This is a genomic window from Neptuniibacter sp. QD37_11 (assembly GCF_047778105.1).
GTDB lineage: Bacteria > Pseudomonadota > Gammaproteobacteria > Pseudomonadales > Balneatricaceae > Neptuniibacter.
Genome location: NZ_CP180554.1, coordinates 753,928 through 775,097 on the forward strand (window position 1 = coordinate 753,928; position 21,170 = coordinate 775,097).

The 21,170-nt window shown below is 42.6% G+C and carries 20 protein-coding genes; 18 read left to right on the plus strand and 2 right to left on the minus strand.

Translation table 11 applies throughout. From position 1 onward, the window contains the following. Nucleotides 1-837: 837 nt before the first annotated feature. The 7 genes from ACMXYT_RS22355 (at nt 838) to ACMXYT_RS22385 (ending at nt 9,817) form a co-directional block, all read left to right on the plus strand. Nucleotides 838-1,704, plus strand: a complete 867-nt coding sequence (locus tag ACMXYT_RS22355) for a ParA family protein (RefSeq protein ID WP_415912625.1) — start codon at nt 838-840, stop codon at nt 1,702-1,704. Nucleotides 1,705-1,722: 18 nt separating this feature from the next. Next, the gene (locus tag ACMXYT_RS22360; protein ID WP_415912626.1) at nt 1,723-2,799 is read left to right on the plus strand and encodes a ParB/RepB/Spo0J family partition protein; all 1,077 of its coding nucleotides are present in this window, start codon (nt 1,723-1,725) and stop codon (nt 2,797-2,799) included. 581 nt (nt 2,800-3,380) lie between these two features. Further along, nucleotides 3,381-4,403 carry a plasmid segregation protein ParM domain-containing protein gene (gene parM / locus ACMXYT_RS22365; protein WP_415912627.1) on the plus strand — a complete coding sequence of 341 codons (1,023 nt, stop codon included), beginning with the start codon at nt 3,381-3,383 and terminating at the stop codon, nt 4,401-4,403. Further along, entirely contained in the window at nt 4,400-4,900 is a 501-nt protein-coding gene (locus ACMXYT_RS22370) for a hypothetical protein (RefSeq protein WP_415912628.1), read from the plus strand. Before parM ends, ACMXYT_RS22370 begins: the two co-directional genes overlap by 4 nt. A gap of 20 nt (nt 4,901-4,920) precedes the next feature. Further along, the gene (locus ACMXYT_RS22375) at nt 4,921-6,195 is read left to right on the plus strand and encodes a hypothetical protein (protein ID WP_415912629.1); all 1,275 of its coding nucleotides are present in this window, start codon (nt 4,921-4,923) and stop codon (nt 6,193-6,195) included. A 34-nt stretch (nt 6,196-6,229) separates the two neighbouring features. Beyond that, nucleotides 6,230-8,815 carry a type IV secretory system conjugative DNA transfer family protein gene (locus tag ACMXYT_RS22380; protein ID WP_415912630.1) on the plus strand — a complete coding sequence of 862 codons (2,586 nt, stop codon included), beginning with the start codon at nt 6,230-6,232 and terminating at the stop codon, nt 8,813-8,815. Between the two features lie 105 nt (nt 8,816-8,920). Next, nucleotides 8,921-9,817, plus strand: coding sequence for a hypothetical protein (locus ACMXYT_RS22385; RefSeq protein ID WP_415912631.1), 897 nt, complete (start codon nt 8,921-8,923; stop codon nt 9,815-9,817). Between the two features lie 46 nt (nt 9,818-9,863). Here ACMXYT_RS22385 and ACMXYT_RS22390 read toward each other — a convergent pair whose 3' ends face one another. After that, nucleotides 9,864-11,990 (minus strand): hypothetical protein, encoded by a 2,127-nt coding sequence (locus tag ACMXYT_RS22390; RefSeq protein WP_415912632.1) that lies wholly within the window; start codon nt 11,988-11,990, stop codon nt 9,864-9,866. Continuing rightward, nucleotides 11,990-13,447 carry a hypothetical protein gene (locus tag ACMXYT_RS22395; protein WP_415912633.1) on the minus strand — a complete coding sequence of 486 codons (1,458 nt, stop codon included), beginning with the start codon at nt 13,445-13,447 and terminating at the stop codon, nt 11,990-11,992. Before ACMXYT_RS22395 ends, ACMXYT_RS22390 begins: the two co-directional genes overlap by 1 nt. 93 nt (nt 13,448-13,540) lie before the next feature. On the opposite strand from ACMXYT_RS22395, the gene ACMXYT_RS22400 reads away from it, so the two are divergent. The 11 genes from ACMXYT_RS22400 (at nt 13,541) to ACMXYT_RS22450 (ending at nt 21,124) form a co-directional block, all read left to right on the plus strand. Then, nucleotides 13,541-14,212 (plus strand): hypothetical protein, encoded by a 672-nt coding sequence (locus tag ACMXYT_RS22400; RefSeq protein ID WP_415912634.1) that lies wholly within the window; start codon nt 13,541-13,543, stop codon nt 14,210-14,212. Continuing rightward, nucleotides 14,209-14,985: a hypothetical protein gene (locus tag ACMXYT_RS22405; RefSeq protein ID WP_415912635.1), complete on the plus strand. Its 777-nt coding sequence runs from the start codon at nt 14,209-14,211 to the stop codon at nt 14,983-14,985. The genes ACMXYT_RS22400 and ACMXYT_RS22405 overlap by 4 nt, the downstream gene beginning before the upstream one ends. Continuing rightward, the gene (locus ACMXYT_RS22410) at nt 14,972-15,352 is read left to right on the plus strand and encodes a hypothetical protein (protein WP_415912636.1); all 381 of its coding nucleotides are present in this window, start codon (nt 14,972-14,974) and stop codon (nt 15,350-15,352) included. The genes ACMXYT_RS22405 and ACMXYT_RS22410 overlap by 14 nt, the downstream gene beginning before the upstream one ends. Next, on the plus strand, nt 15,342-16,244 hold the full coding sequence (locus ACMXYT_RS22415) for a recombination-associated protein RdgC (protein ID WP_415912637.1): 903 nt from the start codon (nt 15,342-15,344) through the stop codon (nt 16,242-16,244). Before ACMXYT_RS22410 ends, ACMXYT_RS22415 begins: the two co-directional genes overlap by 11 nt. 70 nt (nt 16,245-16,314) lie before the next feature. After that, nucleotides 16,315-16,695, plus strand: coding sequence for a hypothetical protein (locus ACMXYT_RS22420; protein ID WP_415912638.1), 381 nt, complete (start codon nt 16,315-16,317; stop codon nt 16,693-16,695). After that, nucleotides 16,696-17,016 (plus strand): hypothetical protein, encoded by a 321-nt coding sequence (locus tag ACMXYT_RS22425; RefSeq protein ID WP_415912639.1) that lies wholly within the window; start codon nt 16,696-16,698, stop codon nt 17,014-17,016. A gap of 1 nt (nt 17,017) precedes the next feature. After that, the gene (locus tag ACMXYT_RS22430) at nt 17,018-18,421 is read left to right on the plus strand and encodes a type II secretion system protein GspD (protein ID WP_415912640.1); all 1,404 of its coding nucleotides are present in this window, start codon (nt 17,018-17,020) and stop codon (nt 18,419-18,421) included. Continuing rightward, complete coding sequence (locus tag ACMXYT_RS22435; protein ID WP_415912641.1) at nt 18,422-19,438, plus strand: hypothetical protein; 1,017 nt, start codon at nt 18,422-18,424, stop codon at nt 19,436-19,438. Nucleotides 19,439-19,463: 25 nt separating this feature from the next. After that, nucleotides 19,464-19,874: a hypothetical protein gene (locus ACMXYT_RS22440; protein WP_415912642.1), complete on the plus strand. Its 411-nt coding sequence runs from the start codon at nt 19,464-19,466 to the stop codon at nt 19,872-19,874. 102 nt (nt 19,875-19,976) lie between these two features. Then, entirely contained in the window at nt 19,977-20,483 is a 507-nt protein-coding gene (locus ACMXYT_RS22445) for a hypothetical protein (protein WP_415912643.1), read from the plus strand. A gap of 134 nt (nt 20,484-20,617) precedes the next feature. Continuing rightward, nucleotides 20,618-21,124, plus strand: coding sequence for a hypothetical protein (locus ACMXYT_RS22450; protein ID WP_415912644.1), 507 nt, complete (start codon nt 20,618-20,620; stop codon nt 21,122-21,124). Nucleotides 21,125-21,170 lie beyond the last annotated feature (46 nt).

A 21,170-nucleotide genomic window follows, 5' to 3' on the forward strand; every position in this document is an offset into this window, starting at 1 on the left:
CTCGAGAGGAGCCCATAGAAAACCCTAATCTTCTAACTTGTAGAGATGGTAGTTTCTAAAACTTCTGTCCAATTGTCGCAACTTGTCTGTACGCAAGCCGAATCACCTCCATTTAAGCGCCGAGATTATTAAGCAAATAAATCGATGCTAGCATGCTAGAGGTTTCATGAGCGTGATTGTAATTTAATCCACCAAAAAATGCGCTAGCATGCTAGTAGCACTCAATGAGTGCGGATCTACCTTTGTCATCAAAAAAAGCGCTAGCATGCTAGAAGCGTTACCCATTTCTTCTTCATAGAGTGACATTTAAAAAGCTCTAGCATGCTAGGGGTTTGCATAAGCGCGGTTCTATGTTGGTCCATCAAAAAATCGCTAGCATGCTAGTGGTTTGCATAAGCGCGGTTCTATGTTGGTCCATCAAAAAAACGCTAGCATGCTAGTGGTTTCTATAAGTGCGGATCTGTCTTGGTCATCAAAAAACGCTAGCATGCTAGTGGTTTCTATAAGTGCGGATCTGTCTTGGTCATCAAAAAACGCTAGCATGCTAGTGGTTTCTATAAGTGCGGATCTGTCTTGGTCATCAAAGAACGCTAGCATGCTAGAAGAACAACCCCTAGTCCATCATCAGAGGGTGTTAATAAAAATGAGCGCTAGCATGCTAGTGGGGAGTATGGTTTGAATTCAAGGTGCGGCAATTGGGGCTATCGGAAGATCTTTAGAGGGTGGTAATCACCATATATAACGATTTTTTAAAAATAAGCAAAAGTTTCTTGACTGGGTGGTTTTGCATGCCTAACCTATGCATAAAGTCAGCTTTATAGGGAAGGGGTTGCTGCAATGAGCAAAGTAAAGATTGTGACTACGAATAACCAAAAAGGCGGAATTGGCAAAAGTACTACTTTGGTGCATTGTGCCGTGTATATTGGCAGACAGTTGGCGGAGGCAGGGGTAAAGATTTTAGTTATAGATCTTGACCCTCAGGGGGATTCAAGCGCTTGGATGCTTCCTGATTTCGAAGATAAGATGGGCCGTGGTGAGCTGGTCTGCCCTTCCGTTCTTTATAATAAGAAACTACAAAATCCGGAAGACTTAATTCAGGCGAGTAAGTTTGGGTCAAACATCCATGTAGTACCTTCTGGGCTGTTTATTATGGATGGGATCAAAAAAACTAGAATTAAAGCATTTGAGAATTTCAAAGCCAATGTGATGAAAATGATTGAGTATGGGGATTACGACCTTGTTTTCTTTGATACTCAGGCTGGGCACAACAGGGTGTGGGAAAGCTGCATATATACTAGCACACACACGCTGTTCCCAAGCACGGTAGATATCGATAGTTTTAAAGGCTTGGCAAGAACGCTCTCATTAATTGAGGCAATGAAAAAGGAATTTGGAGATGAGATTGATATTACACACTTGGGTACTTTTTTCACGCAGGTATCAATGAATATTAACGAACTTCAGGCATTGACTAAGTTTAAAGATAACCCTGAAAACTTAAAATATGGACCCTTTAGACAGACGGAGCACAGGGTGGCTATGAAGTTTGCAAAAAACAATCAAATGTCAATTTGGGATAAAAAAACCAAGGCGTCTTTAGATGCTCGCAAAGAGTTGGCTGCTGTAATGAATCATTACATGGTGGCATTGTTCTGGCCGGATGACTTGAAGGCTAGCTGTGGTTTAGAATTCAAAAAGATTTAATGAGAGAGGGAAGGGGATATGGGCAACTCAATGGATAAAGCTCGGGCGGCTGCACTCACGAAAGTGGCAGAAGGACAGAAGCAGCAAACAAAGGTTGAGGAGAAGACTGAAAAGCTTAAGGAGCAAGAGGAGTTCAGCAAGTCTTATCAAAGACTGCCAATAAGTAACATTTTTAGTAACCCTCAAATACGAAAAGAATTTTCTGATATAGACGAAATTGCTGCCAGCCTCCTATCTCGAGGACAGTTGCAGGCAATTATTGTATATAGGGATGGCTCAAGATATATCATTCAGGTGGGTGAGCGTCGATGGAGGGGTGCTAAGTTATTAGTAGAGCAAGGCCATGCGGAATGGAAGTATATTGACTGTAAGGTTATTGACAAGCCAAAAACAGAAAAGGATAAATTAGACTCTCTTCTAGATCAAATTACAGAAAACATACAGCGTGATGAATTAACGCCAGAGGAGATATATGGCAGTTACAAAGAAATCCAGAAGGTAGCTGGCGTTGAATATACGCTTAGTGAGCTTGCTCAGCTTACAGGTAAGAAAAAAGAATATGTAAGAAGGTACATGTCTATTGGGAATATACCTGAAAATCTTTGGAATAAGATTAAGGGATTCGTTAAAGATGCAGATGCTATCTACTATTTCTCTTTGCTATGTGAGCTAGATCCTAAAGAAGCATCTCTGATGGCGATCATTGCAAGCTCTTCAGAGGAGCTCACAAGAAAGACAGTAAAGTCTAAGTACGAGCCTCTGCTTCGAAAGAAAGAGCAAAAGGAAAAAGATCCTTATGCAAATCCTGAAAACTGGGAGGGTTTCGACCCATCCGATGAAGATCGTGCACCTACATTAGTTCCTCCACCAAAAAAGAAAAAGGAATTAAAAAAGAAAGTTGTTCCTACATGTATTTATGCAACTGTTTGCGGGAAGGTCACTCAGGGTATAATCAGCGAGAAAATTTCAGAAGAACCCAATACGGTATTTCTTGATGTTTTTGACACAGAATATGAAGGTGGGGCACAGCCACTTCTGGTGAAGCTGGAAGACTTGAGGGCGGTAGATGTTACATATACTGAATATAAGCTTTAGAAGCAAATGAACCTTTAGGTTAATGGAGTAACTTAAATTAATGCTCATATTAGGGCCACTTTATAGTGGCTCTTTTTCTATCCCAGTAAGGATTGGGGGTAGGGAGTGTGAAGCAATAGAATCCAGCTTATTGTGTTAATCCACCTTATGATCGACCTCAACTGCGAAAGTCCTAATTGAGTGAGGTTGATGAAAATCGCAGCACATTATAAATCTCACAAAAGAAATGTCTGATAGCTGCGGCTAAATTTCGCAGGTAGATTTGCGTGTGTAAGTTGGGGCCTCCGTCGTTCTCGGCACCATTAATGGTTAGGGTGTGATAAATCGTGCTTAACTTTCAATGGAATTGTCTGTGGTATCAATCGGGCGCTAAAACACTAATAGTTATCTGCGAGTCATGTAGGGTATTACTTCGGCATCTAAAACCCCCTTCTTTAAGTGGTAGGAATTGCGATAGGCATGAGTGGTTATTATAACGACATTCAAATACGTACCATATAAAGCGTTATAATAACTAGACTCAGCAATTAATATGTTTTATATTATTGAATAATAAAAATAACAAGTTTTGGAGTACCTTAATGGACATGATTCCTGTCGGCGTAGATGATGGCTACGGTGAAATTAAGATTGTTCTGCCAGATGGTTCAACGTTCCGTCAGCCTACACGCGTGAAGGCAGGCATCGAAGAGCAAGTAGTCGTTAATGATCAACATAAAGACATGTTTAGCTACAATGACGGCGACGGTAATGCATACACAGCTGGCAACATTAGTGACGCAGATTCCACAGCATTTGACGCATTCCCTTTATCCGCGCAAAACCGTGTTGCAGTGGCTAATGCACTGATAGCGGCGGGCGTAACATCGAATGAAAATCTCTTTATATGTACTGGCTTGCCTTACAAGAAATACTACCGTGCAGGTAAGCCTAATAAAGATTTAATTAAAGAGAAGCAGGCCAATTTGATGAAGAATGATATCACATCAATTGATGGGTTTTCTATGCCACGCATAGCTAATCATCAGGTGGTTTCTGAGGGGCTTGCTGCTTGGTTTGATTACATCATTGATCAAAATGGATCTGGTGAATACTTTATAAATGATGCGAAGCTCAATGAGCGGATTGCTTATATTGATGTTGGTGGTCGTACAACAGATATCGTTGTTGTAAGGGAGTATATAGTCGACAAGCGATCGCATACTGAAGATTTGGGTATGCTGGATATTCATGATGAAATTAAAGAGGTTATTGAAGAGGAGCTCGGTACAGAGTTGGACTTTGAGCAAATCCAGCAGATCATGAAGACTGGAAAGGTACGTATTTGGGGGCAGGAGCAGGATGTTAGCCCTGCTGTTGCACAATGCCTGAAATCCTTCGCCACACGTCTTCAGTCATTGGTTCTTAAGCAGCTTAAGAAGAGCGCTAACATCGACAAAGTTGTATTCATTGGTGGTACGAGCGCCGTAATCGCACCTTATGTTGAAGGTTGGTTCCCGAGTCAGGAAATCCACAAAGATCCGGCATTTGCTAATGCGTGGGGTATGTTTAAGTACGTTGCGATGACGCTTCAGAAACGTAAGCAAAAACAAAATGACAAATGAGACGACGGATACAGGTTGCCCTGTATACAGACGACATCTTAGATGCAGAAATCCTAGATTTTCTTGCAGAGAGTCGTAATAAGCAGGAGGCCTTGCGAACACTGGTGCGTGCCGGGTTTAATAGTTATTCCAAGGGCTTAAAGGATGCAGTAGCAGTCCAGCAAGCTCTCGAATCTCCATTGCCCGGATTCGTGCCTGCTATACCGGTGCAACATGCTCCACAGCAAGTAGTGCCAATGCAAAGTGCACCGGTTACGGAAAAGGAACCAGCACCAAGTGTAGGCGTTGAAACGCAACACAATAACGCACAGGAAGAAAAAACCTCCATGCAGCAATCTCAGCATCCATCGGCTGAGATGAATGAAGAGGCAACCAAGGCAGAGTTGATTGAGGAGTTTGATCCTCGGATGCAGGATGCTGATGAAATAGATGATGAATTGAATGAGTTTGACGAAGAAGGGTTTGATGACCCATTAGCGGCATTACAGAATATGTAACTATAACGGAAATATAAAGAATGAGAGCAGGCACACAACAGGCAGGTGAAGATCGTTTTTTACCCTACTTTATTTTAAGTTTAATTATTATAGGTGGTCTCTATCTGTTCTTTAAGTACAACTTTGAATATATTGCGGGTCCTTGGAAGACCTTGCGGCTATTTGAACTCTATCTGGTAGCATGGATTCCTGATTGGGTACCTTTGTATGGCAAGCTTGAGATTGAGCAAGCCATTGATACGCTTCAGAACATGAAGGCAACTGAAGTCCAGCCATTCTTTATTACAGAAATAGATAATTACTTCAAAAATTATTTCTCATGGCCGCTAGGTATTATCCTTATTGTTTATGGCATGCGTCATATTAAGCGTAACTTTGAAGTTAAGAATAATTATGATTTAAATCAATATCTATCGCGTGTGGCACCATTCTTCCCAGCGGTTGAAATGTTCACGGATGTGCATCCTGAACAAAAGAAAAGTCGATTTAAGGTTAATGATGAAGATTCTGCGTTGTTTGCACTGGCGGTATCTCCTGAAGACTGGGCGCAGCGTGTGCCGCCGATTGGCATGGAAAATACAAAAGCTAGGACATCTGTTTGGGATGGCAAAGATGATTTTGATGAGGATCTCGCTCGACGTGCTTTTGAACGTCAGATCGGCCCTCCGTTCCGCGGTTTGGAGTATTTAAGTAAAGAAGAACGTTTTGCATACGATTTATATGCCTCCAAAGTTGCCTTTTCTGAGGAGGAATTTATCCCTCTCCTGCAAAAGGTATATAAGAGATTCCTAACTGGAAAAACCAAACCTGAACCTAAATGGGATGATGTCTTAAAGCGTATCTTTAAGCAGATTAATTCTGTTGAAGGTGAAGCCTTGAAGAAGGGTAAGAAATTTAGAAATAAAGCAGATGTTGACCCACTGCATTTGGAAGAGCTGGTGATGGGTGCTTTGGACAATGAGAAATATTCCAAAACCTTTAATGCTCTAACGGCTGAAATGGTAATGATGAGGCATGGATTTGTGCGTACAGGCATCATGTCGCTACTAGAAGAGGCACGTAAAGGCGGTACCGTTCCATCTTGTAAGGTGAGAAATGATCTGAAAGGTAAGGATCGAGTACTGTGGTACTGCATTAGTTCAACAGGCAGGAATACACCGTTTTCAGAATGTGCTGGCGTGTTTGCACATTGGTGTATTGAGAGACAGGTGGGGCAACCCATAACTCATCCAGAAGTAACCGAAGCTGTTAAAGCATTGCGACTTTACTTGAAGATACCGACTGCTGAAGCATAAAAAATAAAAAACACAATAATAATAAGAAAACGCTATGAAACAACACAGTATATCAAATAAGCAAGATCTAGATCCTGCTCTTATACGTCGAGATGTAAGGCCATTTCGACAGGTTTTTGCTGAATCCACGGCTGAAATGGGTGGGGTCTTTATGGTTATCGCGGGAATTGCGATAGCTGCTGTTCCTATTTTATTCCAATCCTTACCTGTTTTTTATGATATTGCGTTTGTTTTTGCGATGCTTTATGTCATGTATGCACGCAATAAACACATTGATTATCAATTTAATAAACCGGTTGGACCTGAGCATGTTAAGTCAGATGGTACTATTGATGATAAGGCCGGTATCGTATTTATGGGGAATTCCCGTGAAGATGGATCAGAAGTCTGGTTTTGTGCAGATATATTAAAAACGCATGTATTAGTTTTTGGCTCGACTGGTTCGGGTAAGTCGAGATTTTTGCTTGGTTTGCTCTATCAAGCCATGATATTTGGGTCAGGCGCCATTTTTGTAGATGGCAAATCAGATAACACCGTGTTCTGGCTTGCCTTTAGTTTATGTAGGCGAGTCGGGCGAGAGGATGACCTTCTTGTAATAAACTACCTTATTGATGGCAAGAATAATAGCCTCTTTAATACGCGAAATTTAGAGCGTAAATCCAATACGACAAACCCTTGTGCTCACGGTGACAGCGAGTCCCTCCGTTCCCTATTCGTGGGGTTGATGAGAGATGGAGGTGGCGACGATATGTGGAAAGGTAGATCCTCTGCAATGTTGGGTACTTTGCTTAAAGCGCTCTGCTATTTGCGTGATATAGGGGAGATTTACCTAGATGTAGAAACAATCCGTGGCTATTTCCCCTTAGAAAAAATTGTTGAATTGTCAAACCGTGGTGATATGCCTCCTGCAGTGACGCAATTCCTTAAAGCATATCTATTGGAGCTTCCGGGCTTTAGTGAAGAAGACGCCATTATGGGGCAGATTTCTTCCAAAGCGCTGGAGCAACATGGATTCTTGATTATGCAGCTCACAGAGGTTATGGCTGACTTATCGGAGACTTATGCACATATATTCAAGACCAGTTTGGGTGAAATTGACTTCAAGGATGTTGTTTTTAACCGTCGTTGCTTGTTCGTTATGCTCCCGGCTATTCAGAAGGATATTGATGCCTTGGCAGGTCTGGGTAAGTTGGTGGTGGCCGGTATTAAGGCTGCACTTTCACCTGCACTGGGTTCTGACATTGAAGGTACTTATCGAGAAGTTATTGAAACAAAACCAACAACTTCTGATGTTCCATTCCTTTTGATCCTTGATGAGTACGGATTTTATTCTGTAAAAGGATTTGCTGTCATCGCGGCGCAGGCACGAAGTCTTGGGGTGTGCTGTATATTTGCAGGGCAGGATTATGCAGGCTTTAAGAAGGGCTCAGAAGAGGAGGCCGAACAAACTATCGCCAACACAAACGTGACGGTGGGAATGAAAATCGAGGAAATTAATACATTTAAACTTCTCGAAGAACGTGCTGGTACCGCTTATGAATCTGTCACTCAGGGTTATGAAATGGATCTTGAGAGTATGGGTATGGGTTATAAAGATCAGATGTCTACTCGAATTGAGCAGAAGAACCGTTTGAATCTTCGTGACTTTACAGCACTGGATAAAGGTCAGGCTACAATCATCTTCGCTGATACACTAGTGCCCGTGCAGCTATTCTATGCCGATCCTTATCAGTGCCGAGATGCATTGCTTAACCGTTTCTTACAGGTACGTGGCTGGCCAAAAGACAAGCTGGATATGATTAAGAAAGCTGAAGACAAGATTAAAGCTATAAGTCGCGATGAGCCTATGGATGCGGCTAGAGCTATTTACCCACTGGATAATAATCTGGCCAAAATGTTTGATAATATCAACAAGGCAATTGAGAAGGGCGAAGACCTTAATGAAGCTTGCATCATTGCCCTAGGCATTGAGGAGCTAGAAGAGCAGGAAATCGATAAATCCATGAGCGAGGAAGCAGGTATCAGTGTGGCGAATGGTCCAGTTGATGCTGGTATCCCACAGCCACGCCCTAAACCTACCGAACCTACGATTGCGGATAAGGAAAGTGGTACTGATAAAGAAGCTGCCGAGACGCCAGCTGAAGCGAAACAGCCTCAAGAGAAAACTAAGGTTGAAATTGATGTTTCAAGTTTTGATGATGTCTTCGATGAAGAGCCTAATGATGATTTACCTGATGATACGATTGATCTTCTTCAGGACGAGAATAAGCCTGTTGAAGAAGAGTCTATTAAGAAGGATGCAGCTGCTTTGGCTGATGAGTATGAGGAAATGCTGGAAGAGGTGATTGAAACTCAAATCACTAAAGGCAATACCATACCAATGAGTTATCTCGAGAAAGAGAAGTTCAAGCCAAGAAACCAACTGGTTCAATCGGGTAGTGACATGGGATCAGATGACCCAGAAGGGGATGCTCAGAAAACTATTGAAGTTCTATCTGCACGTGTAAATCAGTATCCTGAACAACCAATGCCAGAGAAACTGACTGAGGAAAACATCCGAAGTAAACTGGATGCACTTTTCAAAGAAATTACCGACAAAAGTAAGCAGCACGTCGATTAAATAAGCATTCTCGTGGAAAGGGATTTCCACGAGAAGTGTATTCAAGCCAAATTCTATATGTGTTATAATTAATTTATTATAACAATTTTAACGTTAGGGATTCCCATGACCGACAATAAGCCTAAGTCAAAAGTTTTGTCGAAATTTGTGTACCGTGAGTATCAAGTTGCTGAAGGTGTCTTAGATAATTGGGAAGCCCATCAGAATGGCGGCGAACTGACCATCTATCGCAGTAATGGCTCTCATTTTCAAGCCAAGGTGGGTGATACTTGGAGAGGTCATACTATAAGCCTTACTGAACATGGTCATATCCAAATTGGGGACCGCACTATTATCAATGGCGTAGGAGTTAAGCATGATTTTGAAGCTACTGCGTCGAAAGGCGATGTTTACTATGTTCGTCAAGAGGGGCAAAAGGCTGAAAAACTAAAACTCGGTGAAGTATCAAAAGCACTGGGTGTTTTGCGTGAAGCTAGCGATGCAGGATTGGTTTTTGATCAGGGTTTTGTTGCATTAGCTCATAAGGCATATGATTTGGAAGTAGTAATCCTCGACATTGAGGACAAGAAAGGAAATGTAGCATACCTGAAGCATATCCCGGGTGATGTGAATCCAAGTGATGTTCAGGGCATGTCCTGTGTGTTCTATAAGCCAAAAGCACCAAAGCAACCGGGGCGTCTGCTGACTATGGGTAATAAAGGCGAGATGGTTCAAATCGGTAGTTTATGGTCTACAAGGAACGACAACTATAAGAATTTTGACATTATGTCACTTGAAGTGGCAGAAAGCATGAAAGAAGGCTTTCAGATGAAAGCTGATGGTGAGGCTATTGCTAAGCAAGCTGGCTGCTCTAAAGAAGATGTTCCAGAGTTTGTATATGGACAGGAAAAAGTTGAAGCGGCAAAGAAAGCTAAAGATACATTCTTCTGTAATGTGGCCAAAAATCCTGAATGGTTATCTCAGCCTGCTAGTAGGCGAAATGAGCAAAGTTACTCGCGTTAAAGGCTTTTAATTCATTTTACTGGCATGACCCTTGGGTCATGCTTTTTTATTTTTTGAGACCTTTCAGAGTACTCTTTAGGCGATTTTTTGTTCCACCTGATGAGTTTTTCGTAAAACGTGCCCAACCCGGTTTTTTGTCAGTGGCGGGTGCTGACGGAATCTCTGTGATTTCGTCAATACTTTCAATTTCAATTTCAATTTCAGTTTCAGTTTCAGTTTCAGTTTCAGTTTCAGTTTCAGTTTCAGTTTCAGTTTCGGATTCGGTTTCAGCAATAGATTCAGCACCCAACTCTTGAAGTTGATCTGTTTCATCTTCTTGTTCAATCTCGACTTGAGCAGAGGATTGAGAGCTAGGATTGGTTTCAGAGTCAGATTGGTCATCATCTGGAGTATCTATATCGTGGTCCGATTTCAGGCCTATATCGCCTTCTGACTCTTGACCTACTGACAATTCAACAGCGTGATCAGACCCGGCATCTGTAGATACATCATCTATCTCTTCCTCGATAGGAGGGTGGTTCTCACCATCATCAATTAAAGGTTCAACCTCAGTATTCTTAGGGCAGTCATTGTTATGCTCAACATCCAAAACTGGATCACTATTTTCAAGTAAGGAATCTAGCGCATCAAAGCTATCGTCCTGAGATTCCACGACGATCGGTAAGTCACTCTCTATATTAACAGTAGTATCGCTATTTTCGTCTGTGGCACTTGGGCTATGCTGATTATTATCTTCTTCTTGACCATCAGATATAGAATCCATGAGAACGTCTTCACTAATATCAGATAATTGTCCACTCGGATCATCTGTTGGCTCATCGGGATGATCGCTCGGCTGTGACCCCTGATTTAGTTCTGAGGCATCAGAGATTGTGTTGGTAAGCGTTTCTGAGTTGTTGGCTGCCTGCTGGTCCTGACTATTCTCTATCTGCGTACAGGCAGCTTCTTCGCCCACGTGCCTCTCATTAGTTTCAATAGGGACTGTATCCCTTGTCTCTTCTTGAGGTATTGAAGAGGATGAGCGTAAATGTTCAATACCCATATATTCCAAAAATGAATATAAGGGTATAGCTGATAGCTCCGGGCTCTCACAGAATTTACCATTATCTATGTATTTTGATTGAGGCTGGAGCGTGAATTCGCCCAATGCATCAATTTGAATAGGTTGGCCTAAATTGTCAGATATATGATGCGCATGTGCAGCAGTATATGACTCATAGTTAGTCATATACTCAATGCGAACAGCAATTTTACGAAGATTGAATTCACTACCGGAGCCATATGCTTTTTGAAGATCACGGAAATTGTTCGCACTCGAGAAAAAATGTGTTGCTGCAGCATTGGCGTTAATTTTCTGGATAGGGGTAACAAAGAATTCCTGACCTTTACCAGACCATTCATCAAAGTAAGGCTTCAGTTTTTCAAATAATTCTAGGCCTGTTTCATAACGAGTCTCATCCCGTAAGAAGGCAGGGAAAAACTCCTTATAAGACCCATCGAAAATTGCGTTATTATCATCATTTGCCTTAATTGCGAACCCGCCGGTAATGCCTTCGTTATAAAGCAAGTCAACGGCATCGATAACCAGTTTTTTTAGGATTGAATAGTCTGATGTTGAGCAACTGCGTGTATGTTCGATTTTGTAAATCAATACCGCGAATTTATAGCAGCCGGGACCTGAAATATCTCGTTTTAATGACTGGATCTTGGGGTGTTCGGGGTTGGAGGCCTGTAGTTCCTTAAGGTCTCTGGATAGCTTAGCTTTGCGGACTTTATCGAGCTCATAGTGGACACGGCCAATACCCATCACAGGTTCAGCACATGAGTTGTCACTGGCAAGAACGTTAGCGTAATGTGCAATGTAGCTGGGGATATTGCGGCGATTGTTACGATCTTTGTGAACATCTTTGAATATTAATACACCGTCCCGAGACGATGCACTGTTCTCTGCTGTAGCGTGGCACCTGAGGGGGTTATTAGGCCGCATATCACTAAACAACTGAACAGAAGGAGGGGGATTCATGTACTTGTACTGATCCCCTAACCTAAGCTTTACATTGATTTCTTCTCCCTCAGGAGTGACCCCAAGGATGGAATGGAGGTCAGCATTACCACGCTTATTGTATTCACGAGGATAAAGGATAATGACTTTGTTACGATCCGAATGCGACATTAGAAACCTAACTCATCCTCTGTCTTATCCATTTGCACGGACTGATCTGCTAAGCCTGCCAACAAGTCCTTATCTACTGATAAGTCTTTAAAACCTTCAGCAATAAAAGGTATAGCCTCTAACTCAATGAGGGCATCTGCTGTATATGCAGCCTTGAAATTATCGGCTGCCACAACAAGAGCGTCATAGACATCCTTGTGGGTCTTTTTATCAATAGTAAAACGGACAGAATTCTTACCTTGTTTAACGAAGCTTTCTTCAATCTCTTTACCGAAACGTTCTACGAGGTGCGACCTTAGGTAATCAAACTGTACGTTTCCTTTATCGTCGGTAGCTTGCAAGTCATCAAGGTTCCCGACATTCTCAATATACGCTTGAAGTAGAGCTGGCTTATCTACGGTTTCCCGGCCCTTTGAGCAACCAATATTCACAAAAGGAATATTTACTTTAGAATTGGGTGACTCAGGATACATGCCATACTTTTTAAGGACTTCTTCCAGTGCCGTTTTGGCTTTCTTAGCATCTTTAGCCACGAGTTTTTCAAGCACATCTGCCAAAATAAATCGACACATGAGATCATGAGCGTCTTCCGGTAGCGCGGGGACCTTAGAGTAATCCTGATCCGATGGTGGGCGCTTCGGTTCTGCACCCATATGGATGTGCTGAGACATCTCAAACCCTGCATCTGCTAGGCTTTGTTCTATCTCTAGGTTGGGCTCCACATCGGCATATGCAACGTTATGATTGGCGATGTCGTACATCACAACATGCATTTCATCCACCTTAACACCAAGATGACCCAGTGCGAGGCGGTTTGCATGCAACCTGAGGGCGTACTCATCAGGAGTTGTCATACTGAGAGTGTCAAGGCGACTTGCATCCGCAGTGCAAACATAGTGCACCAAATGACGGTTGCCGTCGGAGTCCTCTAATAAGCCATCTGGACGGGGGTCAAGCCATGGCATTCCCTCTATACGATTGCCACGAATATTGAATTCAGAAATCTTAGTTAAAGTCTCTATATCCCTAGTAAGACCAAGACCTGATAAAGTCCTGCAAAATAGCTTTTCTGCACTGCCTTTGTTGTTAATTTTGCGCATTAGATACTTCATGTCAGGACTGGAAGTATGAATAAGCGCTTTTTGCTTAGCAATTGAGGCGCGTGATGTATCATCCCCTTGAGCAAACAGCCCTTCTTGTTCCATATAGGCACAAGCTAAATCATATGGAGAAAACTTGGAGATGGCACGGATACGCCCTCTTAGGCGATTTAAAGCCTTTTCATGCAAAGCCGCCTCATTGATCTCATTAAGATCAGAAAACTCAAATGCGTCATTAATGCAACTTCGATAATTCTCTTCAAGCCAATCCTGCTTAAGTTCATCGGTAATGCCCGGAGGATTCATAATAGATAGGGAGTCATCAAGTAAGTCAAAGATGTCAGATGGGAGATCCATGGCTATATCCTGTAATTTATTTACGTTATACTATTGTAACATGACGTTGTTTTGATATAAACTTGCGCTTGAATTATTTAGTGTTATAAGAAAATGAATAAAAATGCTGCTTACACTCGAAGCCCCGAATTGATACGTTCGGTTACGCAGAGCTTGGATTACCCGCTAGCTGCAGAGCTGGCAGTGTCATATATTCTGGATGAGCTATGGATGTCAGAATCTGGATTTAAAAGCCAGATTTGTAAGATAGAGTTATCAAAAGCGGTCAACACTGATATTGCCACGCTTGATGAGTGGGTAGAGTCGGTATGTCACTCAAGCCCTTACCTTCTGAGATCTGAGTATTGTTTTGAGGCTATGGATGAGGTGCTCTCTAGCCCATTCCTTAAGGAGCAGATTAAGGAAGCAGAGATTGAGGAGATTACGGACAGTTCCTTGATGATAGATTGTGGTCGAGTTTCTACATCGTGTATGACTGAGCGTGTCCTGCCAGTTGAATACAATGGGTTTTTCCCAACAAATCGTTTCATGTCGTGCGGTGAAGTTCTAAGCATTGGAGCTGATCAGGTGGCGTCCTTTGGTGCGAAATTTACACTTATCGATGCGGATGTAGTCATGAAGGATGTTTACGCATATTTGATCAAAAATGTCACATCCCGTAGATCTGCAGTACATACATTTCAGCTATTGCTTCGCTGGATGGAAAAGGAAAATAAAAAAGCAGAGCATTTGGGTAGTTTGTGCGCGCCTGTGGAGGCAGTATGACAGCATTTGTTCGCACGCGATTGTTTCCGGAATTCTCTGCCATGTATGGTAGGTTATGGTTTAGTGATGACAATGCAGTAAACCTGAATACAATAAAGTATTGGGAGTCGGAGTTAAAAGCAGCTGATGTAAGTGATGAAGGCTGTATTGAAGCACTTCAGATACTTAAGGCGCATGTTAAACAATGGAAATACCCACCTTCAACCGCTGAGTTTATTGAGTTATCAACGGGTAAGCGGCGTGTTCAAACTACGCTTATTTTGCGTGCGTTCTTGCAAAAAGAGCATGCGCGACTGGGGTACCGCCCTCCTGAGATTGATAAAGTGGAAGTATGGGTGGATGCGTTAGAAGCGCTAGATGTAAACCTGAATGTTTTAGAAAGCGTCACTGCAGATATGCAAAGAAGGTTAGCGGGTCAGAGTATTTGCTCTCTAGTTGATTTGGAGGTGCGCTACCTCTCAACGCTCAAAGGGGTTGAGGTCGTCAGTTTAGAAAATGCATGGTCAAGATTGCATCTCCCTCTAGGTGGCGTGTCTGGGTTTGAGCGGGCATTAAGAAGGCAAAAGCCTTGTTCTAGGCTTCTTCACATGACGGATGAAGGGGCTTCCAAGCGACAGTTTTCAAAATATTACCATGAGGCTGCAATTGCTTACCTTAGGGGCGATATTGAAGAGGATCTACCAGTAAGCCCTACGGAAGAGAAAGAAGAATATGTCTCTTTTGATGAAATTGACTTAATGATTCAAGGAATGCGGTCAAATGAGTGGTGTTAAATCCATAAATTTAGATAAAGGCCTGCATTCAGCGTTTGAATTGGCGTGTGCTTTTACGGAGGCATACTTTGAGAATTTCTCAACAAAAGAGCTGCAGAGTAATGAGTTTGTACGTGAATGGATGTTGTCCGGTAAGTTTTCACCAACGCTCTTTTGGACAGAAGGGGACAACTTCACTTCTTGCTTTGTTGTAGCTCATCGGTGGCTTGAGGCTGAAAGGGCGTTAATGCGCGATGATGACATTATCTGTAAATATTTACTCCTCACTGCAGATGACCATGGGCTCATATCAGGTACCAATTTCGATAAACCAACAATTGATCTAATAAAAGAAAATAGAAATATAAGGACTGAAGATGTTATTTAAAAATGCAATCGTATACCGACTGGCTACTGATGAAGTAAAAGACCTGAGTGATAAGCTGAAAGCTAAAGCCTTTCAGCCATGTGGTCGATTGGATGAAACGTCGAGTGGGTGGGTCTCACCTATCGTTGACGACCATGAGATGATTGTTTTTGAAATTGCAGGCCGAGCACTGATGTGCCTGAAGACCGAAGATAAGGTGATTATTCCTGCAATCGTAAAAGAAGAGCTTAGTAATCGCGTTCGCAAGCTGGAGAAGGAGCGTGGAAACAAAATTGGTAAGAAAGAAAAGCAGGATATTAAGGATGAGATTATTCAGGAGATGCTGCCAACCGCGCCATGCAAGCCTTCGCGTATCTTTGGCTACATTGATTATCAGAATAAAATGGTAGTGGTTGAAGCAACATCCTCAAAGAATGCAGATAAATTTATAGAATCCTTCCGGAATACGGTAGGTGCAGAAGACTTTAAGGCGTTCCCTATTCAGGTAAACATGTCTGTTAGTACAGAGATGGGTCGATGGCAGAAGGATGAGGCTATCCCGGATCGATTGCTTTGGGGCGATAAGTGCTCATTGAAAAACATGGAAGATAGTGGAACCATAAAATATAACAAGCAGGATATGGGTGATGAGGGTATTACTGATTATCTGTGTGCAGATAAGGTTATTAAGGATGCTCAGTTTGAATTCGATGAGACAGTCATGTTCACCTTTACTGACGCCTTTACATTCAAGGGCCTTAAATATGTGAAGTTTATGGATGCAAAGCATGAGGCGGATCTGCAGGACTTCATGGACCAGTATGATTTTGAGTTCAATTTCTTCACGATGGAAGTGCGTGAACTGGTAGCATTCATGATTGAACAGTTTGATGGTGAAGTTGATTACGTATAGGTCAACCAAGGTATAGACATTAATTAATTACTGTTATACTATTCAGGAAAACTAAAATAAAAAGGTCAACATGTCTACTAAACTCTCCAGACTGCTTACCAACCAGCAGCATTTAGGGCCGGATTTAACGTTCTGCGTCCTTGATTCTAATGGTCCGTATATGGATGTTTTAAGGAATACGGATCTGGGTAAGTTTGGCAGTACAGAGATTGTTAGCATATACCCTGAGGCGTTCTTTAGAGAGAATGGTGTATCTGGCGGCACTGTACGTCAGATACGCGGAATTCCTAAGCTTAAGGGTATCCCAGAGTTCGTAATTACCAGTACTGACTGTTACATGTATACGATAAACGGCCGTGAGCATAGCGATATGTTCAATGACCGTAAGTGCGAGCTTCTTAAGCAGGTTGTTGACCGTATAACAAAAATTTCAAACCTTGAGGGGCAGTAAATGAAACGTGCATTACTTGCTGCAATCATGGTGTCATTTTCCGTGCCTGTAGTGGCAGATATTAATCCGTTTGAAGCTAAGCGAGATGTAGAAACGGCTGATCAGGGCATTGGCCCGGGTTATGGTCCAGATATGGGTATGATGGATCAGATGTATGACAATGACATTATTGGTGCAACGTTGATTGGAACAATTAACGGTAAAGAGATTTATTATAACACCAATAAAAAGGTTTATATCTACAAGGAAACTAAAGAGGCCGCTCCAGATGATGAGCAGCTGAAGCAGCTGATTGATCAACTACCGGAGGGGCTAAGGTAACATGATTTTAAAGAAAACAGTATTGGGTGCGGCGTTGGCCGCTGCTATGGTTCTTACGGGCTGCTCAGGTAATATACCTAAGGTGGATACCATAGAGACACGACAAGAGATTACCGACAAAATCAACAATGAGTGGAAAGCTGAGCTGCCTGCTACCAGTGTTCGTAAGTTGAAGCGATCAATTGTTCTCAAGGGGCCAACTCCAATTCCAGAGGAGATACTTAACACTTATGTGGATACGACCTTCACAGACGGTGTGACGCTCAATCACCTTTCTGCGTTCCTAAATGAGATTGATATTGCGACGATAATTCCAGAAGAGGAGCTTCGAAGCACTGAGATCGACATCTCTGCATACAGTGGTACACTGGGTGACCTACTAAAGGCTTTTGCGGTTAATTACGACGTATCATTTAATTGGAATGATGGAAATATTCTATCTATTGAGCGTAATTCCTCTTATATGATTCAGGCCATCCAAAATTCGGATATTTTGGATGATCTTAAAGAGACGGTAACTGAACTGGGCGCTGAAGAAGTCTTTGCAAGCCAAATTGCAGGTGTAATAACCTACAAGGCTACAGGATCTGCACAGAAACGTATTTCTCATTTCTTAGAGCGCGCAGTTAAGAATATCGCAACGATCAACATCCAGACTGCAATTGTGACGGTAGGCATTGATAAGAATCGCAACACAGGCTTTGATTGGGGTTCATTGAATGCCAAGATGGGTGCGCTTGCATTAAAGAATGATGAAACTGCGAGTGAGCTAGGTAATTCACTGTCGGATATCGTGGCCTACGGCACATTAGGGTCAAGCGCTCTTGCTTTTAAGGCCTTAAAAGGTGACTTCTCATTTGCTGGGGCAATCAACTTTCTGAGTAACTATGGTAAAACTACAACGACCCAATCTCTATTGCTTAAAACACTGTCTGGCAAATCTGTAGATATAAATTCAAACCAGAAAGTGCCATATACGAAGAGTGTTGGTGCAACATCTTCAGATGGTGCGGTAACGGGTAGTGCTGAAATTGAAGATGTCGAAGTGGGTCTGAATTTCAGTATTGAGCCGTATTTCGATCATGAAAATGAGCTTGTGACGATGGATGTCTCTTTGGATCTATCCAGCCTGCTTGGCTTTACTGAGGTTTCTGCAGGTAGTGGTCTCGGTACGATTACGCGCCCAAACACTCAGCAGCAGAAGCTGACTAGTGTAGTGCGAACAGAAGCAGGTGAGTCAGCGATTATTGGGGGGCTGACATTTGAAACCGTCTCTGATAACCGAACCAGTATCGCTTATGTGGAAGACCAGAAAATTGCAAATAAGAATGCTAAGCGAAGTGTAAATGCCATGTTCATTCTGTTACGTCCAACCGTAGTTGTTTACGATTTTAAGGAGAAGTAAGTGGGTATTTTTAAGAAAAAAGAGGACAAGTCGCCTGAAGCGACAGTGGAGGATGTGGTTTTTTCAGCCGATGAGGCGGTTAATTTAGAGCATATCGATGACTTGCCACAAAACCTCTACATTGGCCACATGTCCAATATGAAGAAAAGCGATTTGGACGCTTATGTCCGTGGCTTAGCTGAGGAGAAGTTTGATTCCTTGCGCATTGTCAAATATGGCATGGTTAAGTTTGGTGGTGGATTTCTTTATGAGGTTCATGAGGGTGGTGCAGGCAAAGGAATTATTAAATCACTTATTAAAGCCCTTAAAGATACAGATGAGTCCGAATTTATCATCCCTACCGCTGACCGTTGGGTTAAGGTTGTCCGCAAGGATAATGGCATTGTATGCTACCTCTTGCCGGATAATGCGCCACAAGATGAAGGACTGGCTCCATCAGCGAGCATTCAGTACAAGGACAGCCTAAAGCCTATGGTAAATGGCGGCTATGGGTTTATGGTGTTTGGCATAGTATTTGGTGTTATCGGCGCACTGTTTGCTACGGGCGGTGCGGTTGCGAAGTACCTTGTTATAGATAAGAAGGAGGTTGTCGAGCGCAAGGTGTTTGGCAAGGATACGCCGCTCAATCAAATTTCTGAGCTCATTAAATATTCAACCAGTGAGCATGAATATGTTGTGGCTATGAAATATGAAAATGGCGCATGGACATTTGATACAGGCCGACTGGAAGAGCGTATTGAAAGTGAGGTGATGTCAGATCCAGAAGAAGAGCTTATTAGGGAAACTGAAGAGCTGATGGAACTGAAGAATGATGACTTTATGGGTATAGAGCCAGAAGAAGCAGCGGAACACGAGGTGAAAGGGCCTGAATCGGGCATGGAGCCGAATGTTGCTGACACACCTGAAGAAATGACGTTTGCGCTAGAAGGTGCTGAGCTTCCAGATGAGATTGATGTCACAAGGAAAGCTAAAGCAGATACGGCCTTCAAGCCTAAAAATACCGCGAAGACACAGTAGACCAAGTAAGTGAGGAAGAAGTAAGGTGAATTTTCTAACAAAGTTTTTTAAATCGCTAACAGGGGCCTTCACGTTTATTGCAGGCTTGGTAGGCTTAGGGCTTGGTGCATACTTTCTTTTGTATCCGGTACAAACGGAAGACCCAAACATTGTAAAGAAGGCTGAATATAATGAGTGCCGTAAGGTGGCTAACCGACTGTCTATGTCGTTTGTGGACGACCCTAAGAAAGATGAATTCGTAGTGAAGTTTTCAGGAATTCAAAACTATAAGGAGAATATATATAAGACCAGCTACCTCTTAAGTGAGTGTAAAGGCTTTGAGATGAAGAAGTTCTGCCTTGGTACAAAATGTGAAAATGAAAACGGAAACCCTTATGTGGGCGGCGTTTTGACCATGAAATACGTGCCAGTTTTGAACCCTGATTCAAAAAAATAAGAAAAGATTCAAAAAGTGGTTGAAATATAATAATAACCGTTATAGTATTTCAATCACTCCCTAGCGGGAAATAACAATAAAAATAAAATAAGGTATTAAAGCATGTTCTCACTAATTATCTCTATCATCGCTATCGCTCTAGTTGTTGCTCTTGCAGGTGCTACACTTTACTACGGTGGTGACGCGTTCTCTAAAGGTTCTGCTGCTGCACAAGCTTCTACGCTAGCTAACCAAGGTCAGCAGATCGCTGCGGCTCACACGCTATACGCTGTAGACCACGGTGGTGCAACTATGACTGAAGCGTCTACAATCGGTGATCTGGTAACTGAAGGCTACCTATCTGCAATGCCAACTCCTCCAACAGGTTCTTGGGCTATCGAAGATACTTTCGACATGGATGGTGCTGGTACAGCTGACACTGCTAAGGTGTTGGTAATCGCTGATGTTCAGGCTAACCTGTCTGACGAAGTATGTGCTGAAGCGCAGAAACAGGGCGGTGCTGGCGCAGGCGCAACTGACCACTCTTCATCTGTTTACTCTTGCGTAGTAGATGTAGATGGTGCTGGTGCGACTCTAGCTGACAACAACGCTTTCTTCTACAAGCTGTAATCGGAAGTAAGTTGTGTAAGAGGGTCTTTGACCCTCTTACTTAAGAATTCTTTTACTAGCTACCGCGGGTAATTATTAAAAGGGTTTTTATCCTTTGCTCTACACACAATAAAAATAACATAAGGTATTAAAACATGTTCTCACTAATTATCTCTATCATCGCTATCGCTCTAGTTGTTGCTCTTGCAGGTGCTACACTTTACTACGGTGGTGATGCGTTCTCTAAAGGTTCTGCTGCTGCACAAGCTTCTACGCTAGCTAACCAAGGTCAGCAGATCGCTGCGGCTCACACGCTATACGCTGTAGACCACGGTGGTGCAACTATGACTGAAGCGTCTACGATCGGTGATCTGGTAACTGAAGGCTACCTATCTGCAATGCCAACTCCTCCAACAGGTTCTTGGGCTATCGAAGATACTTTCGACATGGATGGTACTGGTACAGCTGACACTGCTAAAGTATTGGTAATCGCTGATGTTCAGGCTAACCTGTCTGACGAAGTATGTGCTGAAGCGCAGAAACAGGGCGGTGCTGGCGCAGGCGCAACTGACCACTCTTCATCTGTTTACTCTTGCGTAGTAGATGTAGATGGTGCTGGTGCGACTCTAGCTGACAACAACGCTTTCTTCTACAAGCTGTAATCGGAAGTAAGTTGTGTAAGAGGGTCTTTGACCCTCTTACTTAAGA

Coding starts and splice junctions, on each gene's coding strand:
- ACMXYT_RS22355 (WP_415912625.1), top strand. CDS start 838: ATGAGCAAAGTAAAGATTGTGACTACGAATAACCAAAAAGGCGGAATT.
- ACMXYT_RS22360 (WP_415912626.1), top strand. CDS start 1,723: ATGGGCAACTCAATGGATAAAGCTCGGGCGGCTGCACTCACGAAAGTG.
- parM (WP_415912627.1), top strand. CDS start 3,381: ATGGACATGATTCCTGTCGGCGTAGATGATGGCTACGGTGAAATTAAG.
- ACMXYT_RS22370 (WP_415912628.1), top strand. CDS start 4,400: ATGAGACGACGGATACAGGTTGCCCTGTATACAGACGACATCTTAGAT.
- ACMXYT_RS22375 (WP_415912629.1), top strand. CDS start 4,921: ATGAGAGCAGGCACACAACAGGCAGGTGAAGATCGTTTTTTACCCTAC.
- ACMXYT_RS22380 (WP_415912630.1), top strand. CDS start 6,230: ATGAAACAACACAGTATATCAAATAAGCAAGATCTAGATCCTGCTCTT.
- ACMXYT_RS22385 (WP_415912631.1), top strand. CDS start 8,921: ATGACCGACAATAAGCCTAAGTCAAAAGTTTTGTCGAAATTTGTGTAC.
- ACMXYT_RS22390 (WP_415912632.1), bottom strand. CDS start 11,990: ATGTCGCATTCGGATCGTAACAAAGTCATTATCCTTTATCCTCGTGAA.
- ACMXYT_RS22395 (WP_415912633.1), bottom strand. CDS start 13,447: ATGGATCTCCCATCTGACATCTTTGACTTACTTGATGACTCCCTATCT.
- ACMXYT_RS22400 (WP_415912634.1), top strand. CDS start 13,541: ATGAATAAAAATGCTGCTTACACTCGAAGCCCCGAATTGATACGTTCG.
- ACMXYT_RS22405 (WP_415912635.1), top strand. CDS start 14,209: ATGACAGCATTTGTTCGCACGCGATTGTTTCCGGAATTCTCTGCCATG.
- ACMXYT_RS22410 (WP_415912636.1), top strand. CDS start 14,972: ATGAGTGGTGTTAAATCCATAAATTTAGATAAAGGCCTGCATTCAGCG.
- ACMXYT_RS22415 (WP_415912637.1), top strand. CDS start 15,342: ATGTTATTTAAAAATGCAATCGTATACCGACTGGCTACTGATGAAGTA.
- ACMXYT_RS22420 (WP_415912638.1), top strand. CDS start 16,315: ATGTCTACTAAACTCTCCAGACTGCTTACCAACCAGCAGCATTTAGGG.
- ACMXYT_RS22425 (WP_415912639.1), top strand. CDS start 16,696: ATGAAACGTGCATTACTTGCTGCAATCATGGTGTCATTTTCCGTGCCT.
- ACMXYT_RS22430 (WP_415912640.1), top strand. CDS start 17,018: ATGATTTTAAAGAAAACAGTATTGGGTGCGGCGTTGGCCGCTGCTATG.
- ACMXYT_RS22445 (WP_415912643.1), top strand. CDS start 19,977: ATGTTCTCACTAATTATCTCTATCATCGCTATCGCTCTAGTTGTTGCT.
- ACMXYT_RS22450 (WP_415912644.1), top strand. CDS start 20,618: ATGTTCTCACTAATTATCTCTATCATCGCTATCGCTCTAGTTGTTGCT.